This window comes from Parasphingorhabdus pacifica (assembly GCF_054779195.1).
This window is the reverse complement of sequence record NZ_BAAGYS010000004.1, coordinates 78,541-96,282: the sequence shown is the minus strand read 5'-3', so window position 1 is coordinate 96,282 and position 17,742 is coordinate 78,541. Positions and strand designations below refer to the sequence as shown.

Sequence of the window (17,742 nt, the reverse complement as noted above, 5' to 3'; positions counted from 1 at the left end):
TTGACCTGGCCCGGAATGGCCTTCTCCTGGTCAGAGTAGGAGTTCTGGTGCCTGCCAGGGTTGTCCGATCAGCTAATGTTGGAGATGTCGATTTGTCGGGTCGAACAAGGGTGTTCGGTTGTCGGCCACGACGTGGGAGCGGAGAGGACACATGGACGAGGTCGGCGGCGAAGCGGCCGGCGTTCCGCTGAGCCAGCTCCTGATCGCGGTCGGAGAGCCACTGGTGGACGTGCTCGCGGCACCGCGCGGTTTCGAAGGCGATGTTCGCGATGTCGTCATTGTCGACCCTGAGGACGAGTCCGGCACGAGTTCGTTGGGCCTGGTCCTGGTGATCGGGGCCCGCGGCCGTTCGGCGGTGCGGATGGTGCGGTCGGCAGCTCGTTCCGGGGCCACCGCCGTTGCGGTCAAGGTCGACGGCGAGCAGGACGCACGCCTGCTGCGGGACACCGCCATCGACGGCGGGATAGCCCTGCTCGGGGTCAGCCCGGAAGTCCGCTGGGAACAGCTCGAGTACTTCGCCCGCTCGGCCGTCGAGAACGCGCGCATGGAGGGCGACGCCGACCTCGGTGAGGTGCACGGCGATCTGTTCTCACTGGCGCAAACGGTGGCGGCGATGACGGACGGCAACGTCAGCATCGAGGACACCGCCAGTCGCGTACTGGCCTACTCGCGCTCCGATGACGAGGTCGACGAGCTGCGCAGGTTGTCCATCCTTGGCCGGCGGGGGCCGGAGTCGTTCCTGGCGATGCTCCGCGAATGGGGCGTCTACCAGCGACTGCGCGGCAGTGAAGAGGTGGTGCGCATCGGTGAACGCGCCGACCTGGGGATCCGGCGGCGGATGGCGGTGGGGATCCACGCGGGGGCGCAGCCGCTGGGCACGATCTGGGTGCAGGAAGGCATCCGCCCGCTCGACGAGCGTTCTGAGCAGGCCCTGCTGGGCGCCGCGCGGGTCGCGGCGCTGCAACTGATCCGCCAGCGCACCGAGTCGACCGCAGCCCCGAGGTTCCGGGAAGACCTGCTGGCCGGACTGCTCGGCGGTCGGGTCGATGCCGCGTCGGTCGCCGACAACATCGGGGCCGATCCGGACCAGCCGGGCGTCGTCACCGTGTTCACCCTGCGCCCGCGCGATCCGCATTCCGACCGGTCGGAGATGCAGCTCCAGCGCTCGGAGCTGGCGGGGCTGATCTCGGTGCACGCGGCGGCCTACCGGCGAAGCGCTCTGGTGACCACGATCGGCTCACGCGTGTATGTGCTGCTGCCCGACCTGCCGGAACGCTCCGCCGCATCGGCTGCTCTGGGACTGACCCGCGAGATCGTGGCGGCCACCAAGCAACATGTGCGGGCGGTCGTGCAGGCGGGAGTCGGTTCGGCGGTACGCACGCTGGAGGACGTGGCCGTCTCGCGCGGGGAAGCCGACCGGATCCTCGACGCGATGGCGCAGGACCTGAACACCGAGACGGCCACCATCGCCGACGTGCGCGCCCAGGTCATCGTCAGCGAGGTGCTGACCATGTTGCGCACCAATGACCGGGCCGGTGATCCGCGGATCACCGCGCTCGTGGAGCACGACAACGAGCACGGCAGCGAACTCGCTCGCTCACTGCTGGTCTACTTGGAGGCGTTCGGTGATGTGCGGGCCGCGGGAGAGCGGCTGCACATCCATCCGAACACCTTGCGCCATCGGCTCCGGAGGGCCGGCGAGGTCAGCGGCATCGACCTCGGTGACGCCACCGAACGTTTGAACGCGCAACTGCAGCTCATGGTCGTCCGACGTGCGGAACGTGACCGACGCGCCCGGGGAACCTGAGCCGCCCGGGGAACCTGAGCCGCTCGGGGGACTTGGGCTCGGGAACCTGTGCTGCTCAGGGGCCAGGGCCAGGGAACTTCAGAGCTTCCGGAGCCGCACCCGGTTGATCGCGTGGTCGGCGTCCTTGCGCAGCACGAGCGTTGCCCGCGGGCGCGTCGGCAGGATGTTCTCGACGAGGTTGGGGAGGTTGATCGTGTGCCAGAGATGGCGCGCCTCGATCATCGCGTCTTCGTCCGACAGTCCCGCGAAGTGGTGGAAGTGCGACCTCGGGTCGGTGAAGGCGGTCTCGCGCAAGGCCAGGAACCGGTCGATGTACCAGCGCTCGATGTGCTCGGTGTGGGCGTCGACGTAGATGGAGAAGTCGAACAGGTCCGAGACCGCCAGGCTCGGGCCCGGCTGGAGGACGTTGAGCCCCTCCACGATGAGGATGTCGGGGCGGCGGACGACCTGGCGTTCGCCGGGGACGATGTCGTAGTCGGTGTGTGAGTAGACCGGCGCGGAGACCTCGCTCGCCCCGGATTTCACATCCGTGACGAAGCGCAGCAACCCCCGGCGGTCGTAGCTCTCCGGGAACCCCTTGCGGTGCATGATCCCGCGCCGGACCAGCTCGTCCCGGGAGTGGAGGAAGCCGTCGGTGGTCACCAGGTCGACCGTGGGGTGGTCCGGCCAGCGGGCCAGCAGCGTGCGCAGCAGCCGAGCGGTGGTGGACTTGCCCACCGCGACGCTCCCCGCGATGCCGATGACGAACGGCATCGGTGTGTTCTGCAGGTCGTCGCCGAGGAACGTCGTCGTGGCCGAGTGCAGCCGTTGGCGTGCTGAGACCTGCAGGTTGATGAGCCGGGACAGCGGGAGGTACACGTCCGCCACCTCTTCGAGGTCGACCTGTTCCCCCAGGCCGCGCAGGTCCGCGAGCTCCTGCTCGGACAGTGGAAGCGGCATGGAACTGCGCAGTTCTCGCCACTGGTCGCGATGCAGCTCGACGTACGGGCTCAATTCACGAACGCGCACACATACCCCTCGGCGTTGAGGCCCCGCGGACAATCCTTGCGTACCGTTCGAGCAGTTACGGACGGCAGGGTGACACTAGATCTCCGAGGCCTACGTGCGCTGTGACGCAGTCCACCGAAACGCGGTCGGTTTGCCTTGATCGGTCGTGATCCTCGCGACTCCGGCCCGCTACGCGGCCTCGCGCCGCCCGGCGTCACCTCGCACGACGTTCCGCAGAGCGTGGACCACCGGGCGGGCGCGCCGGACCGGTAGGGTCGGTGTCGATCAGGGCGAGACCCGCTCTCGGGACGCCCGCTCCACTCGGACGACCGGACCGAGTTGACCGCCGCGCGTGACGCCGGGCTCGCGCGATCGTTAGGGTTCACGTCCGCGCGTAGCGTGCTCTGAGACCAGTGGAGGCTGAGAGGTCGATGTCGAGTTACCGCAGCGTCGTCGTGGGAACGGACGGCTCGCCCCCGTCCATGCTGGCCGTTCAGCGCGCTGCCGAGGTGGCGCGGGATTCCGTGGCCAAGCTGGTCGTGGTGTGCGCCTACTACCCGAACGAGGAACGTGAAGTTGACCGCGCCAGGGAAGAACTCGGAGACGAGGCGTTCCAGGTCATCGGTTCGGCGCCGGCCGAGGACACGCTGCGCGAGGCCGCCGATCTGGCCCGGGTCACCGGTGCCGCGGACATCGACACGACCGCGGTGATCGGCGCGCCGATCAACACGCTGATCGATGTGGCCGGCAAGTGGGAAGCCGATCTGCTCGTTGTCGGTAGCCGCGGTCTGAACTCGCTGAAGGGACGGATCATCGGTTCCGTGCCGTCGGAGGTCTCGCGCCGCGCCGACTGCGATGTGCTCGTCGTCCGGACTTCTCGGTAGTTCTGTGGAAGCCGAACGCGTAATCCAGGAAGCCCTGCTTGGCGGGGCCCCGCGTTACCGCAAGGCAGACGTCGCAGCGGCCGTCGGTGTCGACGTTGCCCGAGCGGAACGGCTGTGGCAGGCGATGGGTTTTGCTCATGTCGAGGAAGACGCCGTCGTGTTCACCGACGCCGATGTCGAGGCCCTGCGCATGCTGGTGCAGCTCGTCTCGGCGGAAGTGATCACACCCGAGGTGGAGACGGCGGTGGCGCGCTCGCTGGCGCAGGCCATGTCGCGGCTCGCCGAGTGGGAGATCGGGATCTTCAAGTCGGTCCTGGGGGAGCGGTTCGCCGAGGACCTCGAAACCACCACGCAGTTCGCCCAGGCGATCATGCCGGTGATGGAGCGGTTGCAGGGCTACGTCTGGCGGCGGCACCTCGCCGCGACCGCGAGCAGAGAACTCACCGAGCGCGATGCCAAGGCCGACTTGCACAAGCAGGTGATCGGATTCGCCGACATCGTCGGGTACACCCGGCTCATCCGCGACTTCAACGAGATGGAGCTGGCCCGTCTCATCGACGAGTTCGAGGAGCTGGCCACGGGTGTGGTCGCCGAGAACCACGGGCGGATCATCAAGACGGTGGGCGATGAGGTCCTGTTCGTCGCCGACGACGCGCTGGCGGCTGCCGAGATCGCGTTGACGCTGAACGAGAAGATCGATTCTGCTTCGCGGTTGCCTCCGTTGCGGATCGGTCTCGCGCAGGGAACCGTGCTGGCTCGGTTCGGTGATGTCTACGGTTCGACGGTCAACATCGCGAGCAGGCTGACTTCGGTGGCCAGGCCCGCTTCCGTCCTGGTCGACCGCGAATTGGCCGGTGCGCTGCGCGAGACCGAGGAGTATTCGCTGACGTCGATCGGGCCGACGAAGGTGCAGGGTTTTCGTGGGCTGCGCGCGTGGGCGCTGCGGCGCGCCGCTTAGCCCCCAGCGGCGGAACGGCGCGTTCGACCCGCGAGAGGAGAAATGTGACGAAAATCGCTTTCGCTGGGTTGTCGGTCGGATAGCAGTCCGCCTTACGGGCGCGAATGAGTGGCGGGGTGGCGTTCTGCCTGCGGTTTCCGCCGAAGCACGCTCGGCGGCTGCTGTTAAGCCCGTTAAACATGAAGTCTATTCGGGTGGGTGTTTTCCGCCGTTCGGAGTCAACGCAGTGCGAGTTACCCCGGCTCCGCGCGGGATGCCGGGGACGGTCGCTCGCAATAGGGTCGATGCATGGCCGATCGTGGAGCACTCGGTTCGCGGACCCATGACGACGACGTGACCGCCTTGCGGGCGCAGTACGACCGACTCCCGGAAGGTCAGCCGGTGCGGTTGGCCAAGTCCACCTCGAACCTGTTCCGCTTCCGCACCCCGGACAGCGCTCCGGGGCTCGATGTCGGACGGTTCGGCCGCGTTCTGAACGTCGACGCGGCCGCCCGAACCGCCGAGGTCCAAGGCATGACGACCTACGAGGCGCTGGCTGACGCGCTCCTGCCCGCCGGGCAGATGCCGATGGTGGTTCCCCAGCTCAAGACCATCACGCTCGGCGGTGCCGTGGCCGGGCTGGGCATCGAATCGACCTCCTTCCGCAACGGGCTCCCGCACGAATCCGTACGAGAGATGGAGGTCCTCACCGGCTCCGGCGAAGTCGTGGTGGCGACACCGGACAACGAGCATGCCGAGCTGTTCCGCGGCTTCCCCAACTCCTACGGAACCCTGGGCTACGCCCTCCGTCTCGTGATCGAGACCGAGCCGGTGGCCCCGTTCGTGAAACTGCGGCACGTGCGTTTCGGAACGGCCGCGGAATGCGCCCGGGCGATCACCGAGATCTGCGAGCAACGCGAATTCGAGGGCCATGCGGTCGACTTCATCGACGGCACCGTCTTCGGGCCGGGGGAGCAGTACCTGACACTCGGTTCTCGCACCGACCGGGCGCCCACGGTCAGCGACTACACCGGACAGCGGGTTTACTACCACTCGATCCGGCAGCGGATGGCCGACCACATGCGCATCCGCGACTACCTGTGGCGCTGGGACACCGACTGGTTCTGGTGCTCGCGGGCACTGGGAGTCCAGCACCCGCTCGTCCGGCCGTTGTGGCCGAAGCGGTACCGGCGTTCCGACGTGTACCGCAAGGTCGTCGCCTGGGACCGCAGGTTCGGCCTGACCGACCACCTCGCCCGCAGGCGCGGGGGAGGCGGGAACGAGCCGGTGATCCAGGACGTGGAGATCCCGGTCGACCGGCTGGCCGAATTCCTCGAGTTCTTCCACGAACGGATCGGTATCTCGCCGGTGTGGTTGTGCCCGGTTCGACTGCGAGACCGGAAGGGCTGGCCGCTCTACCCGATGGACCCCGACACCCTCTACGTCAATGTCGGATTCTGGTCCTCGGTACCGCTTGGCGAGGGCGAGGCGGCAGGCACCTACAACCGGGCGATCGAACAGGCCGTGAGCGCGTTGGACGGGCACAAGTCGCTGTACTCGACCTCCTACTACGAACCGGACGAGTTCTGGCGGCTCTACAACCGGCCCGTGTACCAGCGGCTCAAGGAGCGCTATGACCCCGAGGGACGACTCCCCGGCTTGTACGAGAAATGCGTGGGGGAGAAGTAGGAGAAGGGAGAACCGGTGATGGGGTTGGCAGGGGTGTTGCCACGGATTCTCGGGTCGGATCTGCCGGTGGAGATCCGCGCCTACGACGGCAGCCGCGCGGGCGCTCCGGGGGCCGATGTCAGGTTGGACATCCGGTCACCATTGGCGTTGTCGCACCTGGCTGCCTCCCCGGACGAGCTCGGTCTCGCCCGGGCCTACATCACCGGTGCCATGGACGTGCACGGGGACATGTACGCCACGCTGTCCCGGATGCCGTCGATCGCACTCGACGAGGTTCCACCTCGGCTGCGGCTGCGGCTGATGGCCACGCTCGCCGCGCGCCGCCTCTGGTGGCCCGTCCGGGTGCCCGAACAGGAGTTCCGCCCCAGGGGCTCACTCCACTCCAAGCAGCGGGACAGCAAGGTCATCTCCTACCACTACGACGTGTCGAACCGGTTCTACAACTGGGTGCTGGGGCCGTCGATGGCCTACACCTGCGCGGTCTACCCGGAGAGCACTTCCAGCCTGGAGGAAGCGCAGTTCACCAAGCACGACCTGGTGGCGCGCAAACTCGACCTGCGGGCCGGTATGCGGTTGTTGGACGTCGGATGTGGCTGGGGCGGCATGGTCATCCACGCCGCCGAGCAGTACGGGGTGCATGCCCTCGGTGTGACCCTGTCCCGGCAGCAGGCGCAGTGGGCGCAGAAGACCATCGCCGAACGAGGCTTGGCGGACCTCGCCGAAGTCCGGTACATGGACTACCGGAACGTGACCGAAACCGGGTTCGACGCGGTGAGTTCGATCGGCCTCACCGAGCACATCGGACAGGCGAACCTGGCGAGCTACTTCGCCGAACTCCACGGCAAACTGTGCCCGGGCGGGCGAATTCTCAACCACTGCATCACCCGGCCCAACGGCCTCACCGGGACGCGTCCGGGCAAGTTCATCTCCCGGTACGTCTTTCCGGACGGGGAGCTGGAAGGTCCGGGCACGCTCGTCTCCGCGATGCACGACAACGGATTCGAGGTCCGGCACGAGGAGAACCTGCGCGAGCACTACGCGTTGACGCTGGCGGGCTGGTGCGCGAACCTCGACGCGCACTGGCAGGAGGCGGTCGAGGAGGTCGGCGTCGCCCGGGCGCGGATCTGGCGGTTGTACATGGCCGCATCCCGACTGGGATTCGAAGCCAACAACATCCAGCTGCACCAGATCCTCGGCGTGCGATTGGACGACGGTCGCTCGGGCATGCCGTTGCGGCCGGACTGGTGAGCACGCGGCCTCAGCCCATTTCGGACAGTGACACCGGCGGGATCAGTTCTCCGGTCGGTTCCCGGATCCACCACTGACCGGTTCGGCGCCGTTCGTCCTGATCACTGAAGCGGTAGTGGTAGATCCGGGCGCGGACCAGGGCGGGCGGCGCCTCCGCGAACGGGTTCTCGCGCAACAGGGCGAGGATGTGCCGCTCGTCCCGCAACATCGCCTTGACCAGTCGCGAAAGCCAGGACCTGCCGTAGCTGGGCGAGATCGCGCAGAACCACAACAACCAGTCCAGCCGGAGGTGGTACGGGGCGATCTGCGGCGGGCGCCGGTGCGGATCACCCGGCTTGCCGCGGAACTCGTACTCCTGCCACGGTGCGGTCGAGGACGCCGCGCCCTCGAACACGATTTCGTAGCGGGTTCGGGTGATGGAGCCGAACGCGCCGTAGGTGTTGGCCAAGTGGAGCTGGTTGAAGCTGCGGTTCATGACCTGGCGGCGCCCCAGCATGTTGTGCACCGGCCAGTAGCTCAGCACGATCACCACCACGGTGACGGCGCTGACCAGCACCAGGTCCCAGAGGGGCGGCTCGACCAGCACCGGTTGCCCGACCGGGATCACCAAGCCCAGCAGGGAATCGTCCATCGCGGCGAAGGCCAGCGTGACGGTGACCGCGTTGAGCCAGGCGAAGTTCCCGCTCAGCAACAACCAGCCCTGGGTGATGACGATGATGACCGCCGCCGCGTTGGCGAACGGTTGGGGCGCGAACAACCCGAACACCACGACCAGTTGCGTGGTGTGGCTGGCCAGCACCTCGATCCGGTGCAGCGGCTTGGGCATCCGGTGGAACCAGCGGCTCAACGGCCCCGGCATCGGCTGGGTCTCGTGGTGGTAGTACAGCGCGGTCAGATCGCGCCAGCACGGGTCGCCGCGCAACTTGATCAGCCCGGCGCCGAACTCGACGCGGAACAGCAGCCAGCACAGCAGCCACAGCACCGGAGCAGGCGGGGTGATGTGGGCGGGCCCGAGGAAGACCGCCAGGAAACCGGCTTCGAGCAGCAGCGATTCCCAGCCGAAGCCGTACCAGACCTGCCCGACGTTCACTATGGACAGGTAGAGCACCCACAGGGCGAGCCAAAGGGACATCGTCGCCCAGATCCCGAGCAGGTCGAGAACCCCGGTAAAGGCGACCGCGCTGAGCACCACGCCGCCCCAGGCGACGACCGCGAACCAGCGATCCGAGTAGTGCCAGTGGAAGATGCTCGGGGCTCGCCGGAAACCCACGTGGGCGAGGAAGCGTGGCACCGGAGTGAGGCCGTGTTCACCCAGCAGCGGCCGGAACTGGTTCACGGCGTTGACGAACGCGATCAGGTACAGCGCGGACAGCAGGTGCTGCACGACGGTTCGGGCATACCAGTAGTCCGGTGCCACGAACCAATCCCAGCTCATCCGTCGCCTCCCAGGAACGCCGGAACGTACCGAACGGCTGCACCGAACGCGGTCCGGCGGAACGATTCGCCTGACCCGCCTATCTAGCGCGCACCCGGAGGGTGCCCGTGGTCCGATGTGATCATGCGCCTCCCGTGGGTACGCGAGGTGGGCGCGCATAGACTTCCCGGTGAACGGGCGAACGGGGAGTGGCGTGCTGGAAGACGTGGCGGAGGTGCTGGCCTGCCCGTACTGCGGTGCGGAGCTGTCCATCGCCTGCCGTGGCCTGCGTTGCCCGGCGGGCCACTCCTTCGACCTCGCCCGCCACGGCTACGTCAGCCTGCTGTCCGGCCGCAGCCGGACGGGTACCGCCGACACCGCGGCCATGGTCGGGGCGCGGGAAGGATTTCTGGCGGCCGGACACTTCGCCCCGATCGCCGAGCAGGTCGCCGCGCGGGTCCGGCGTGCGCAGCATCCCGGCCCGGTACTCGACATCGGTGCCGGAACCGGGTACTACCTGGCACGCGTCCTGGAACGGCTCGACGAAGCCGCCGGCGTGGCGCTGGACGTGTCCAAGTACGCCTGCCGCCGATCGGCGAAGGCGCATCCGCGCATCGGCGCGGTCGTCTCCGATGCCTGGCAGCGGCTGCCGGTGCGCGACGGCAGCGTGTCGACCGTGCTGAACGTGTTCGCCCCGCGAAATCCGGCCGAGACGCATCGGGTGCTGCGGAAGGACGGCCTGCTCGTGGTGGTCACCCCGAATGCCGGCCACCTGGGTGCCCTGGTCGCCCGGCTCGGTCTGCTCAGCGTGGACGAACGCAAACCGCAACGCCTCTCCGACCAGCTCGGCAGCCGGTTCGAGCCGCTGGACCAGCACGTGTGCGAATTCGAGCTGTCCCTCGGGCGCGACGAAGTCGATGCGTTGGTGGCGATGGGGCCGAGTGCGTGGCACTCGACCGACGCCGTTCACGAGCGAATCGCGGCGTTGCCGGATCGGGTCGAGGTGACCGCGTCGGTGACGGTTTCGGCGCACCGCCCCCGTCGAACGGACTGACACGCCGTCCCGTGCACGCCGCACGCACGAAGAAGGGCCCGTGCGGTGTGCACGGGCCCTTCGGCCGAATCGCGGGTCAGCTCTGCGTGCGGGAGATCCGCACCATCTCGTCGCGGGGGACGACCTTGACGCGCTCGCGTCCGTGGGGCTCGCCCAGCGACCGCTCGTGCTCGTCGAGGCGGTTCCAGCCGTCCCAGGTCGTGTACTCGACACCGCGTTCGTCGAGCAGCTGCAGGATGCTGTCGGCGTCCGGCTCCTCTGCCTGCGGCATGGTTTCCGCGTCGGCCAGCAGGTTGTTGATCGTCTCCATGGCATCGCCCTTGGTGTGCCCGATCAGGCCGACCGGACCGCGCTTGATCCAGCCGGTGGTGTAGACGCCGGACATGTGTTCGCCATCCAGGTCCAGCACCCGGCCGCCGTCGTTGGGAACGGTACCGCTGTCGTGGTCGAACGGGATGTCGGCCAGCGGTGAGCTGAGGTAGCCGACGGCGCGGTAGACGGCTTGCACCGGGACCGTCTCGTACTCGCCGGTGCCTCGGACGTTGCCGTCACCGGTGAGCTCCATGATCTCGGTGCGCAGTCCTTCCACCCGGTCGGTGCCGACGATCTCGACGGGACCGCGCAGGAAGTGGAAGTGCAGCCGGCGGGGAGTGTCGCCCTGCTCGTCCCGCAGCGCCCAGTCCTGGAAGGTCTTGACGATGGTCTTGACCTGGTTGTTGGTCCGGATGGACTCTTCGCTGGCGTCGTCGAGCTCGAAGCCCTCCGGGTGCACGATGAGTTCCACGCCGGGCTGGTGGTCCAGCTCCCGCAGTTCGAGCGGGGTGAACTTCGACTGGGCGGGACCGCGCCGGGCGAACAGGTGGATGTCGGTCGCCGTGGAAGCCTTCAGGCACTGGTAGACGTTGTCCGGGATCTCCGTGCTCAACAGGTCGTCGGCCTGCTTGGCCAGGATCCGGGCAACGTCGAGCGCGACGTTGCCCGCGCCGATGACCGCGACCTGCTCGGCGTCGAGGGTCCAGTCCCGCGTGGTGTCCGGGTAACCGTCGTACCAGTACACGAAGTCGGCGGCGCCGTGGCTGTGCGGCAGGTCGGCGCCGGGGATGCTCAGTGACCGGTCCTTGTCCGCGCCGGTCGAGAAGATCACCGCGTCGTAGTGATGACGCAGGTCGTCCAGCTTGAGGTCCACGCCGTAGTTGACGTGGCCGAGGAAACGGATCTCGGGCTTCTCCATGATGTTGTGGAGTGCTTTGACGATGCCCTTGATTCGCGGGTGGTCCGGTGCGACGCCGTACCGGATCAGACCGTAAGGGGCCGGCATCCGGTCGAGCAGGTCGATGTCCACTGGCGTCTCGGACTTAGTCAGGGTGTCGGCGGCGTAGACGCCTGCCGGTCCTGCCCCGACGATCGCTACTCGCAGTGGGCGAGTCATGAATTCTCCTTCTGCTCGTTCGCAACCTCGCCGAGTTCTCCGGGCGGGACCCCAGATCCCGCCTACGGCTGAGCGCGTGGTGCGTGCACCATGACCGTTCTAGCTTAGGGATACCTAACCCCTGATCCCGGTATGCGGACTGGTGAGAAGCGTCATACGGGGTCGGCTCACCGCCCGGAGTCGACGCTGGGTGTCCGCGGTGTCACCGATCGTGGACATCCCCGTAGGATCCCGTGATGGCGAACCGAGTGAGGTCGGCTGACATGTTCTTGATCATGACAAGGGTGGTCGTGGCATCCTCGGAGGGTTCCTGCGTGACCCGAGAGGGGGAGGATGGAGCAGCTTCCGAGGTGGTTGCCGAACGACGGGGACCCGGCCCGACCCAGCGCGGCCCGATGGTACGCCCACTTCCTCGCTGGTGCCCACGACTTCGCCGTCGACCAGGGCCTGGCGCGTGGGGTCAACTACTGCCTGAGCAGGGACGAACCCGACTCGATCGTTTACGGCGCGGTCGGACGCGAGGTGTGATCGATGGGTGACAACGGCCCGGACCCGAAGCGAGCCGACGACGGTCCGCGAGCGGCGGTGCCGCCCACGGTCGCGGAATCCGGTCGGCACGAGTTCGTCCGGCTGTGGACGCGTGAGGTGAGCCGCACCAGCTACGTTCCGATGGCCAGACAGGACGTCGAGGCGTTCCTGACCGAGCGCTTCGACGAGTTGGTCGGCTCGCTGTTCGCCGAGGAATTCTCGGGCAGCGCCGCGGCCCGGGTGGGCACCGAGATGGTCCGCGCCCACTTCACCGGTACGGCTGCCTTGCAGCGCACCCTGTTCTTGTTGGCGACCGAACTGCCGCCGCTGCTTCCCGTTCCGATCGGCGACGTGTCGGGGCGGTTGATGGCGGCGATCGGAGAACTGGCCGCGGGATTCGCGGGGCAGTTGCGGGAGCAGACGCTCGATCAGCAGGAAGTCATCAAGCAAGCCGTGCTGCAGGCCCGCGACGCCGCCGAAGAAGCACTTCGCGCCAGCGAGGCCAGGTTGCGAGCCGTGTTCACCTCCTCGGCGCTCGGCATCGCGATCGTCAACCTCGATGGGCTGATCGAGGAGGTGAATGCCGCGATGTCGCAGATCTTCACGACCGAGGGGTTCGATCTGGTCGGCAACGCGGTCTTCGACCTCGTCGACCCGGAATGGCTCGACGACTTGCGGCTGTCGGTGAACGGTCTGGCGACCGGAGACATGGAGCGCTTCCAGGCTGAGACCCGGTTCAGCGACGCCGACGGAACCCACACGTGGGCGCAATTGTCGGCATCGTTGGTGCGAGACGGCTCCGGCGAACCCGACTACCAGGTGTTCGTCTACGAGGACATCACCGAGCGACACATGCTCCAGGAGCAATTCCGGCGCCAGGCCACGCGCGATCCACTGACCGGCCTGGCCAACCGCACCCTCCTGAAGACCCGGATGGACACGGCGCTGGAGCCCACTCATCCGGGGAGGAGGGTCGGGCTGTGCTACTTCGACCTGGACGGGTTCAAGGCGATCAACGACAGCCTCGGCCACCCGATCGGAGACCAGCTGCTGAGGTCGGTGGCCCAACGCCTGAACACGGTGACCGCAGCGGAGGAATCCCTCGCCACCAGGATGGGTGGCGACGAGTTCGTCGTACTCGTGCCCGATTCGAAGGGGATCTCGGAGCTGGTCGCGATGGTCGAGCGGATGCTCGAGGAGATCACCGCTCCGGTGCACATCGCCGGCCACGAGCTCAACGCGCTGGCCAGCGTCGGCGTCGTCGAGCGCGAGGTGGCCGCAACGACGCCGGATGAGCTGCTGCGCGATGCCGACGTCACGCTCTACCGGGCGAAGGCCGACGGCCGGGCCCAGTGGGTGCTGTTCGACCCGGAGCACAACGCCGCGACCCGAGAACGGTTCAAACTCTCGGCGGCCATGCCCGCCGCCCTGCAGCAGAACGAGATGTTCGTCGAGTACGAGCCCATCGTCTGGCTGGAGGACATGCGCATCGTCGGGGTGGACGCGAGGGTTCGTTGGGACCACGATGAGCTCGGTGAACTGGACCAGGAGCGTTTCCTGGGGCTCGCTGAAGAAACCGGACTGATCACGCGTCTGGGCAGCTGGGTGTTGGAGCGCGTGTGCGAGCACGCGGTGCGCTGGCAGGAACGCTTCGGCTCGGCGAGTCCGCGGGTTGGCCTGGGCATCACGCGCCGCCACTTCCACGATCCCGAACTGGTCGGAGACCTGCGCAGGGTGCTGACCACCACGGGTTTACCGGTCGATTCGCTCGTCCTCGGCGTTCCTGAGGATGCCCTGTTCGACCGGGAGGGCCTCGTGGTCGACACGGTGGAGGTTTGTCACGACATCGGACTGCGGGTCGGCGTCCGGGACTTCGGGCGCGAGTACGGCAGGGTGGCCCGGCTCCGGGGTCTGCCGGTGAGCGCGGTCAAGATCACCGGAGAGTACCTGGAGAGCTTCGACGATCCAGCCGGACCGCCTCCGCTCGACGAACACCTGGTGGCCAGTTTCGTGCGTTCGGCCCACCTGCTCGGCTTCCCGGTCGTCGCGAGCGGAGTGGATACCGACCTGCAGGCGAAGCGGCTCGGCGACCTCGGTGTTCACGGGGTGCAGGGCCAGTACACGGGCGGGACGGCCTCGGCGATGGAGATCGAGTCCATGATCGCCGAGGAGGTGCGTTCCCGGTGATCGGCTCCCGGCGCCGGGCCACATCGGAGCTGCGGGGAACGTCCTGTGGTCCGGCCGATAGCATCGAAGTGTCAACCGCAGTCGCCCGAGCCGCTCACCGGCCGGAACCGCTCTAGGAGTAACCGTGTCCGTACTGCCCTCCGCCGCCCAGCACGTGCCCCGGGTGAAGGTGCCGGCGGGCACTACAGCCGGTGAAATGGTTCTGGAAGCAGGTTTCCCGGACAAGGGCGAGGACGCCATCGTGGTCGTCCGCGATGCCGAGGGAGAGCTCCGCGACCTGGCGTGGGCGCCCGAATCCGATGCCGAGGTCGAACCGGTGGCCGCCGGCACGGAGGAAGGTCGCAGCGTCATCCGCCACTCGGCGGCTCACGTGCTCGCGCAGGCCGTGCAGCAGCTGCGCGACGAGGCCAAGCTGGGAATCGGGCCGCCGGTCAAGGACGGCTTCTACTACGACTTCGACGTGGCCGACCCGTTCACCCCGGAAGACCTGCAGGCGCTCGAGAAGCGCATGAAGCAGATCATCAAGTCCGGACAGAAGTTCTCCCGGCGCACGCTGGATTCGATCGAGGCCGCCAGGGAAGAACTGGCCGACGAGCCCTTCAAGCTCGAGCTGGTCGACCTCAAATCGGGTTCGGACGACGTCGACACCAGCGAGGTCATGGAGGTCGGCAGCGGGGACCTCACCATCTACGACAACATCGACCGGCACGGCGAGGTCGTGTGGAGCGACTTGTGCCGGGGGCCGCACGTGCCGCACACCCGGTTCCTCTCGGCCTTCAAGCTGATGCGTGTCGCCGCCGCCTACTGGCGGGGTGACCAGAGCAACCAGCAGCTGCAGCGCGTGTACGGCACCGCCTGGGAATCCAAGGAGAAGCTGGCCGAGCACCTCGAGCTGCTGGCCGAGGCCGAGCGCCGCGATCACCGCAAACTCGGTGCCGAGCTGGACCTGTTCTCCTTCCCGGAGGAGGTCGGTTCCGGACTTCCGGTCTTCCACCCCAAGGGGGGCATCATCCGCCGGGAGCTGGAGGACTACTCGCGGCGGCGGCACGAGGCCGCGGGCTACGAGTTCGTCAACACGCCGCACATCACCAAGAGCGCGCTGTTCGAAACCTCCGGCCACTTGAGCTGGTACAAGGACGGCATGTTCCCGGCCATGCACCTCGACGAAGAGCGGGACGACGCCGGTGAGGTGACCAAGCCCGGCCAGGACTACTACCTCAAGCCGATGAACTGCCCGTTTCACAACCTGATCTACCGTTCGCGCGGACGTTCCTACCGGGAGCTTCCGCTGCGGCTGTTCGAGTTCGGGTCGGTGTACCGGTACGAGAAGTCGGGCGTCGTGCACGGGCTGACCCGGGTGCGGGGAATGACCCAGGACGATGCGCACATCTACTGCACGCCGGATCAGCTCCAGGGCGAGCTGAAATCGCTGCTGACGTTCGTGCTAGACCTGTTGCGGGACTACGGGCTGGAGGACTTCTACCTGGAGCTGTCCACCCGTAACGAGGAGAAGTACGTCGGCGACGACGAGAGCTGGCAGGTGGCCACCGAGGCGCTGCGCGAAGCGGCCACGGACTCGGGCCTGGAACTGGTGCCGGACCCGGGCGGTGCCGCGTTCTACGGGCCGAAGATCTCGGTGCAGGCCAGGGACGCGCTGGGGCGGAGCTGGCAGATGTCGACCATCCAGGTCGACTACCATCTGCCCGAGCTGTTCGATCTGGAGTACACGGGCTCGGAGGGTGCCAAGCAGCGCCCGATCAAGATCCACCGAGCGCTGTTCGGCTCGATCGAGCGGTTCTTCGGCGTGCTGACCGAGCACTACGCGGGCGCGTTCCCGGCGTGGCTCTCGCCGGTCCAGGTGGTCGGCATCCCGATCGCGGACGAGCACGCCGAGCACCTGGACGGCGTGGCGAAGGCCTTGCGGGCCAAGGGCATCCGGGTCGACGTCGACGTCAGCGACGATCGCATGCAGAAGAAGATCCGCAACCACACCACGCAGAAGGTGCCGTTCCTGCTGCTCGCCGGCGGCAAGGACGTCGAGGCCGGCGCGGTCTCGTTCCGGTTCCGGGACGGCACGCAGATCAACGGTGTACCGGTCGACGAGGCGGTCGCCGCGCTCGACAGGTGGGTCGAGCGGCGGGAGAACGCTTCGCCGACCGCCGAGAACTTCCAGGCGGAGTTGGTGTGAACGAGAAGGGCGGCCCCGAGAGCGTGGAACTGACCGAGCAGCAGGGCATCGGCATTTCGGATGCCCTGCAGCGGTTGTGGACCCCGCATCGCATGGCCTACATCAAGGGCGAGAACAAGCCGGCGACCGATGCCAGCGACGGATGCCCGTTCTGCCGGCTCCTCGAAGGCGGGCAGGAGGACCAGGACACCCTGATCGTCGCGCGGGACGAGCTGGTGTTCGCGGTTCTCAACCTCTACCCGTACAACCCGGGGCACCTGATGGTGCTGCCGTACCGGCACGTGGCCGACTACACGGATCTGACTGCGGAGGAGACGATCGCGGTCGCCGAGGTCACGCAGCGTGCGATGCGGGTGATCCGCGCGGTTTCGGCGCCGCACGGCTTCAACATCGGCCTGAACCAGGGTCCGGTCGCCGGGGCGGGGATCGCGGCGCACCTGCATCAGCACGTGGTGCCGCGCTGGGGCGGTGATTCGAACTTCATGCCGGTGATCGGTCACACCAAGGTTCTGCCACAGCTGTTGGGCGAGACGCGCCAGCTGTTGGCCGACGCCTGGTACGACGCGTAGCCATACTGCCCTCGCTTTCGCGGGCGGGCACCGGCCTTCTGGCCGGGACGAACGGTTGGCCGTCGTGTGCCCCCGGCCCCGCTCATGCGAACGGGCGCCGGGAAACGTGATCAGGTGTTTCCCGGCGCCCGTTTCGTGGCGTGGTGCTCAGCCGCGGAGGGTGGCCTCGATGTCGAGGGTGAGCTTGACCTTCTCGCCCAGCATGGCGCCGCCGTCGGGGCCGACGCCGAAGTCGGTGCGGTTGATCGTGGTGCTCGCGGTGAGCCCGAGCACTTTGCCGCCCTGACCGTCGTCGGTGAAGCCGCCCAGCTCGACTTCGAGAGAGACGGGCTTGGTGACGCCGTGCAGGGTCAACTCGCCGTCGAGGACGTATTCGTCGTCGTCCTGGCGCAGGGCCGTCGACCGGAAGCCCGCGGTCGGGTACTTCTCGACGTCCAAGAAGTCCTCGTTGCGGACGTGCGCGTCCCGGTCGCCGTTGCCGGTGTTGATCGAGGACGGATCGATGTTCGCCGTGACCGTCGAGTCGAGCGGGTTCTCCGCGGTGACGATTTCGCCGCTGAAGGAGTCGAACCGTCCGCGGGAACGTCCGACTCCCATGTGGCGCAGTGTGAACTGGATTTCGGAGTGGACGGTGTCGATGTCCCACGTGCCGGTGACATAGCCGGGGATCTGGGTGACAGCGGTCATTCGAGCAACCTCCGAGCGGTTGGCGGTGAAGTCTTGCGTCGGTGCCAACTCCATTGAATGTTCACCCATTCCAGTCGTGATGAAGGTCACCCAGGTGGAGTGGGGAAGCTGTCGTGATCGTCGGCGGCTACTCT

General features: G+C 67.5%; 14 protein-coding genes. 10 read left to right on the top strand and 4 right to left on the bottom strand.

The annotated features are described in order from the left end of the window. Positions 1–151 precede the first annotated feature (151 nt). The gene (locus tag ACYVAN_RS04400; protein ID WP_460955906.1) at positions 152–1,807 is read left to right on the top strand and encodes a PucR family transcriptional regulator; all 1,656 of its coding nucleotides are present in this window, start codon (positions 152–154) and stop codon (positions 1,805–1,807) included. A gap of 78 nt (positions 1,808–1,885) precedes the next feature. Here the strand turns inward: ACYVAN_RS04400 and coaA are convergent, their stop codons facing one another. Beyond that, on the bottom strand, positions 1,886–2,815 hold the full coding sequence (gene coaA, locus ACYVAN_RS04395) for a type I pantothenate kinase (RefSeq protein WP_460955904.1): 930 nt from the start codon (positions 2,813–2,815) through the stop codon (positions 1,886–1,888). Positions 2,816–3,225: 410 nt separating this feature from the next. On the opposite strand from coaA, the gene ACYVAN_RS04390 reads away from it, so the two are divergent. From ACYVAN_RS04390 to ACYVAN_RS04375, 4 genes are all read left to right on the top strand, one after another. Next, positions 3,226–3,678, top strand: coding sequence for a universal stress protein (locus tag ACYVAN_RS04390; protein ID WP_460955902.1), 453 nt, complete (start codon positions 3,226–3,228; stop codon positions 3,676–3,678). 4 nt (positions 3,679–3,682) lie between these two features. Beyond that, a complete protein-coding gene (locus tag ACYVAN_RS04385; RefSeq protein ID WP_460955900.1) occupies positions 3,683–4,636 on the top strand; it encodes an adenylate/guanylate cyclase domain-containing protein in 954 nt (317 codons plus the stop codon). A 288-nt stretch (positions 4,637–4,924) separates the two neighbouring features. Beyond that, positions 4,925–6,304, top strand: coding sequence for an FAD-binding oxidoreductase (locus tag ACYVAN_RS04380; protein WP_460955897.1), 1,380 nt, complete (start codon positions 4,925–4,927; stop codon positions 6,302–6,304). An 18-nt stretch (positions 6,305–6,322) separates the two neighbouring features. Next, positions 6,323–7,552, top strand: a complete 1,230-nt coding sequence (locus ACYVAN_RS04375) for a class I SAM-dependent methyltransferase (protein WP_460955895.1) — start codon at positions 6,323–6,325, stop codon at positions 7,550–7,552. Between the two features lie 10 nt (positions 7,553–7,562). Here ACYVAN_RS04375 and ACYVAN_RS04370 read toward each other — a convergent pair whose 3' ends face one another. Further along, complete coding sequence (locus ACYVAN_RS04370) at positions 7,563–8,987, bottom strand: lipase maturation factor family protein (protein ID WP_460955893.1); 1,425 nt, start codon at positions 8,985–8,987, stop codon at positions 7,563–7,565. 193 nt (positions 8,988–9,180) lie between these two features. Here ACYVAN_RS04370 and ACYVAN_RS04365 point away from each other — a divergent pair, with 193 nt between their 5' ends. After that, positions 9,181–10,020: a putative RNA methyltransferase gene (locus ACYVAN_RS04365; RefSeq protein WP_460955891.1), complete on the top strand. Its 840-nt coding sequence runs from the start codon at positions 9,181–9,183 to the stop codon at positions 10,018–10,020. 76 nt (positions 10,021–10,096) lie between these two features. Here the strand turns inward: ACYVAN_RS04365 and ACYVAN_RS04360 are convergent, their stop codons facing one another. Next, complete coding sequence (locus ACYVAN_RS04360; protein WP_460955889.1) at positions 10,097–11,449, bottom strand: FAD-dependent oxidoreductase; 1,353 nt, start codon at positions 11,447–11,449, stop codon at positions 10,097–10,099. A gap of 333 nt (positions 11,450–11,782) precedes the next feature. Here ACYVAN_RS04360 and ACYVAN_RS04355 point away from each other — a divergent pair, with 333 nt between their 5' ends. The 4 genes from ACYVAN_RS04355 to ACYVAN_RS04340 all read left to right on the top strand — a co-directional run bounded on the left by ACYVAN_RS04355 (position 11,783) and on the right by ACYVAN_RS04340 (position 16,921). Beyond that, positions 11,783–11,977: a hypothetical protein gene (locus tag ACYVAN_RS04355; protein ID WP_460955887.1), complete on the top strand. Its 195-nt coding sequence runs from the start codon at positions 11,783–11,785 to the stop codon at positions 11,975–11,977. Positions 11,978–11,980: 3 nt separating this feature from the next. Then, complete coding sequence (locus tag ACYVAN_RS04350) at positions 11,981–14,164, top strand: putative bifunctional diguanylate cyclase/phosphodiesterase (RefSeq protein ID WP_460955885.1); 2,184 nt, start codon at positions 11,981–11,983, stop codon at positions 14,162–14,164. A gap of 124 nt (positions 14,165–14,288) precedes the next feature. Continuing rightward, complete coding sequence (gene thrS / locus ACYVAN_RS04345; RefSeq protein ID WP_460955883.1) at positions 14,289–16,352, top strand: threonine--tRNA ligase; 2,064 nt, start codon at positions 14,289–14,291, stop codon at positions 16,350–16,352. Further along, the gene (locus ACYVAN_RS04340) at positions 16,349–16,921 is read left to right on the top strand and encodes an HIT family protein (RefSeq protein ID WP_460955881.1); all 573 of its coding nucleotides are present in this window, start codon (positions 16,349–16,351) and stop codon (positions 16,919–16,921) included. Before thrS ends, ACYVAN_RS04340 begins: the two co-directional genes overlap by 4 nt. Positions 16,922–17,068: 147 nt before the next feature. Here ACYVAN_RS04340 and ACYVAN_RS04335 read toward each other — a convergent pair whose 3' ends face one another. Then, entirely contained in the window at positions 17,069–17,608 is a 540-nt protein-coding gene (locus ACYVAN_RS04335; RefSeq protein ID WP_460955879.1) for a YceI family protein, read from the bottom strand. Positions 17,609–17,742 lie beyond the last annotated feature (134 nt).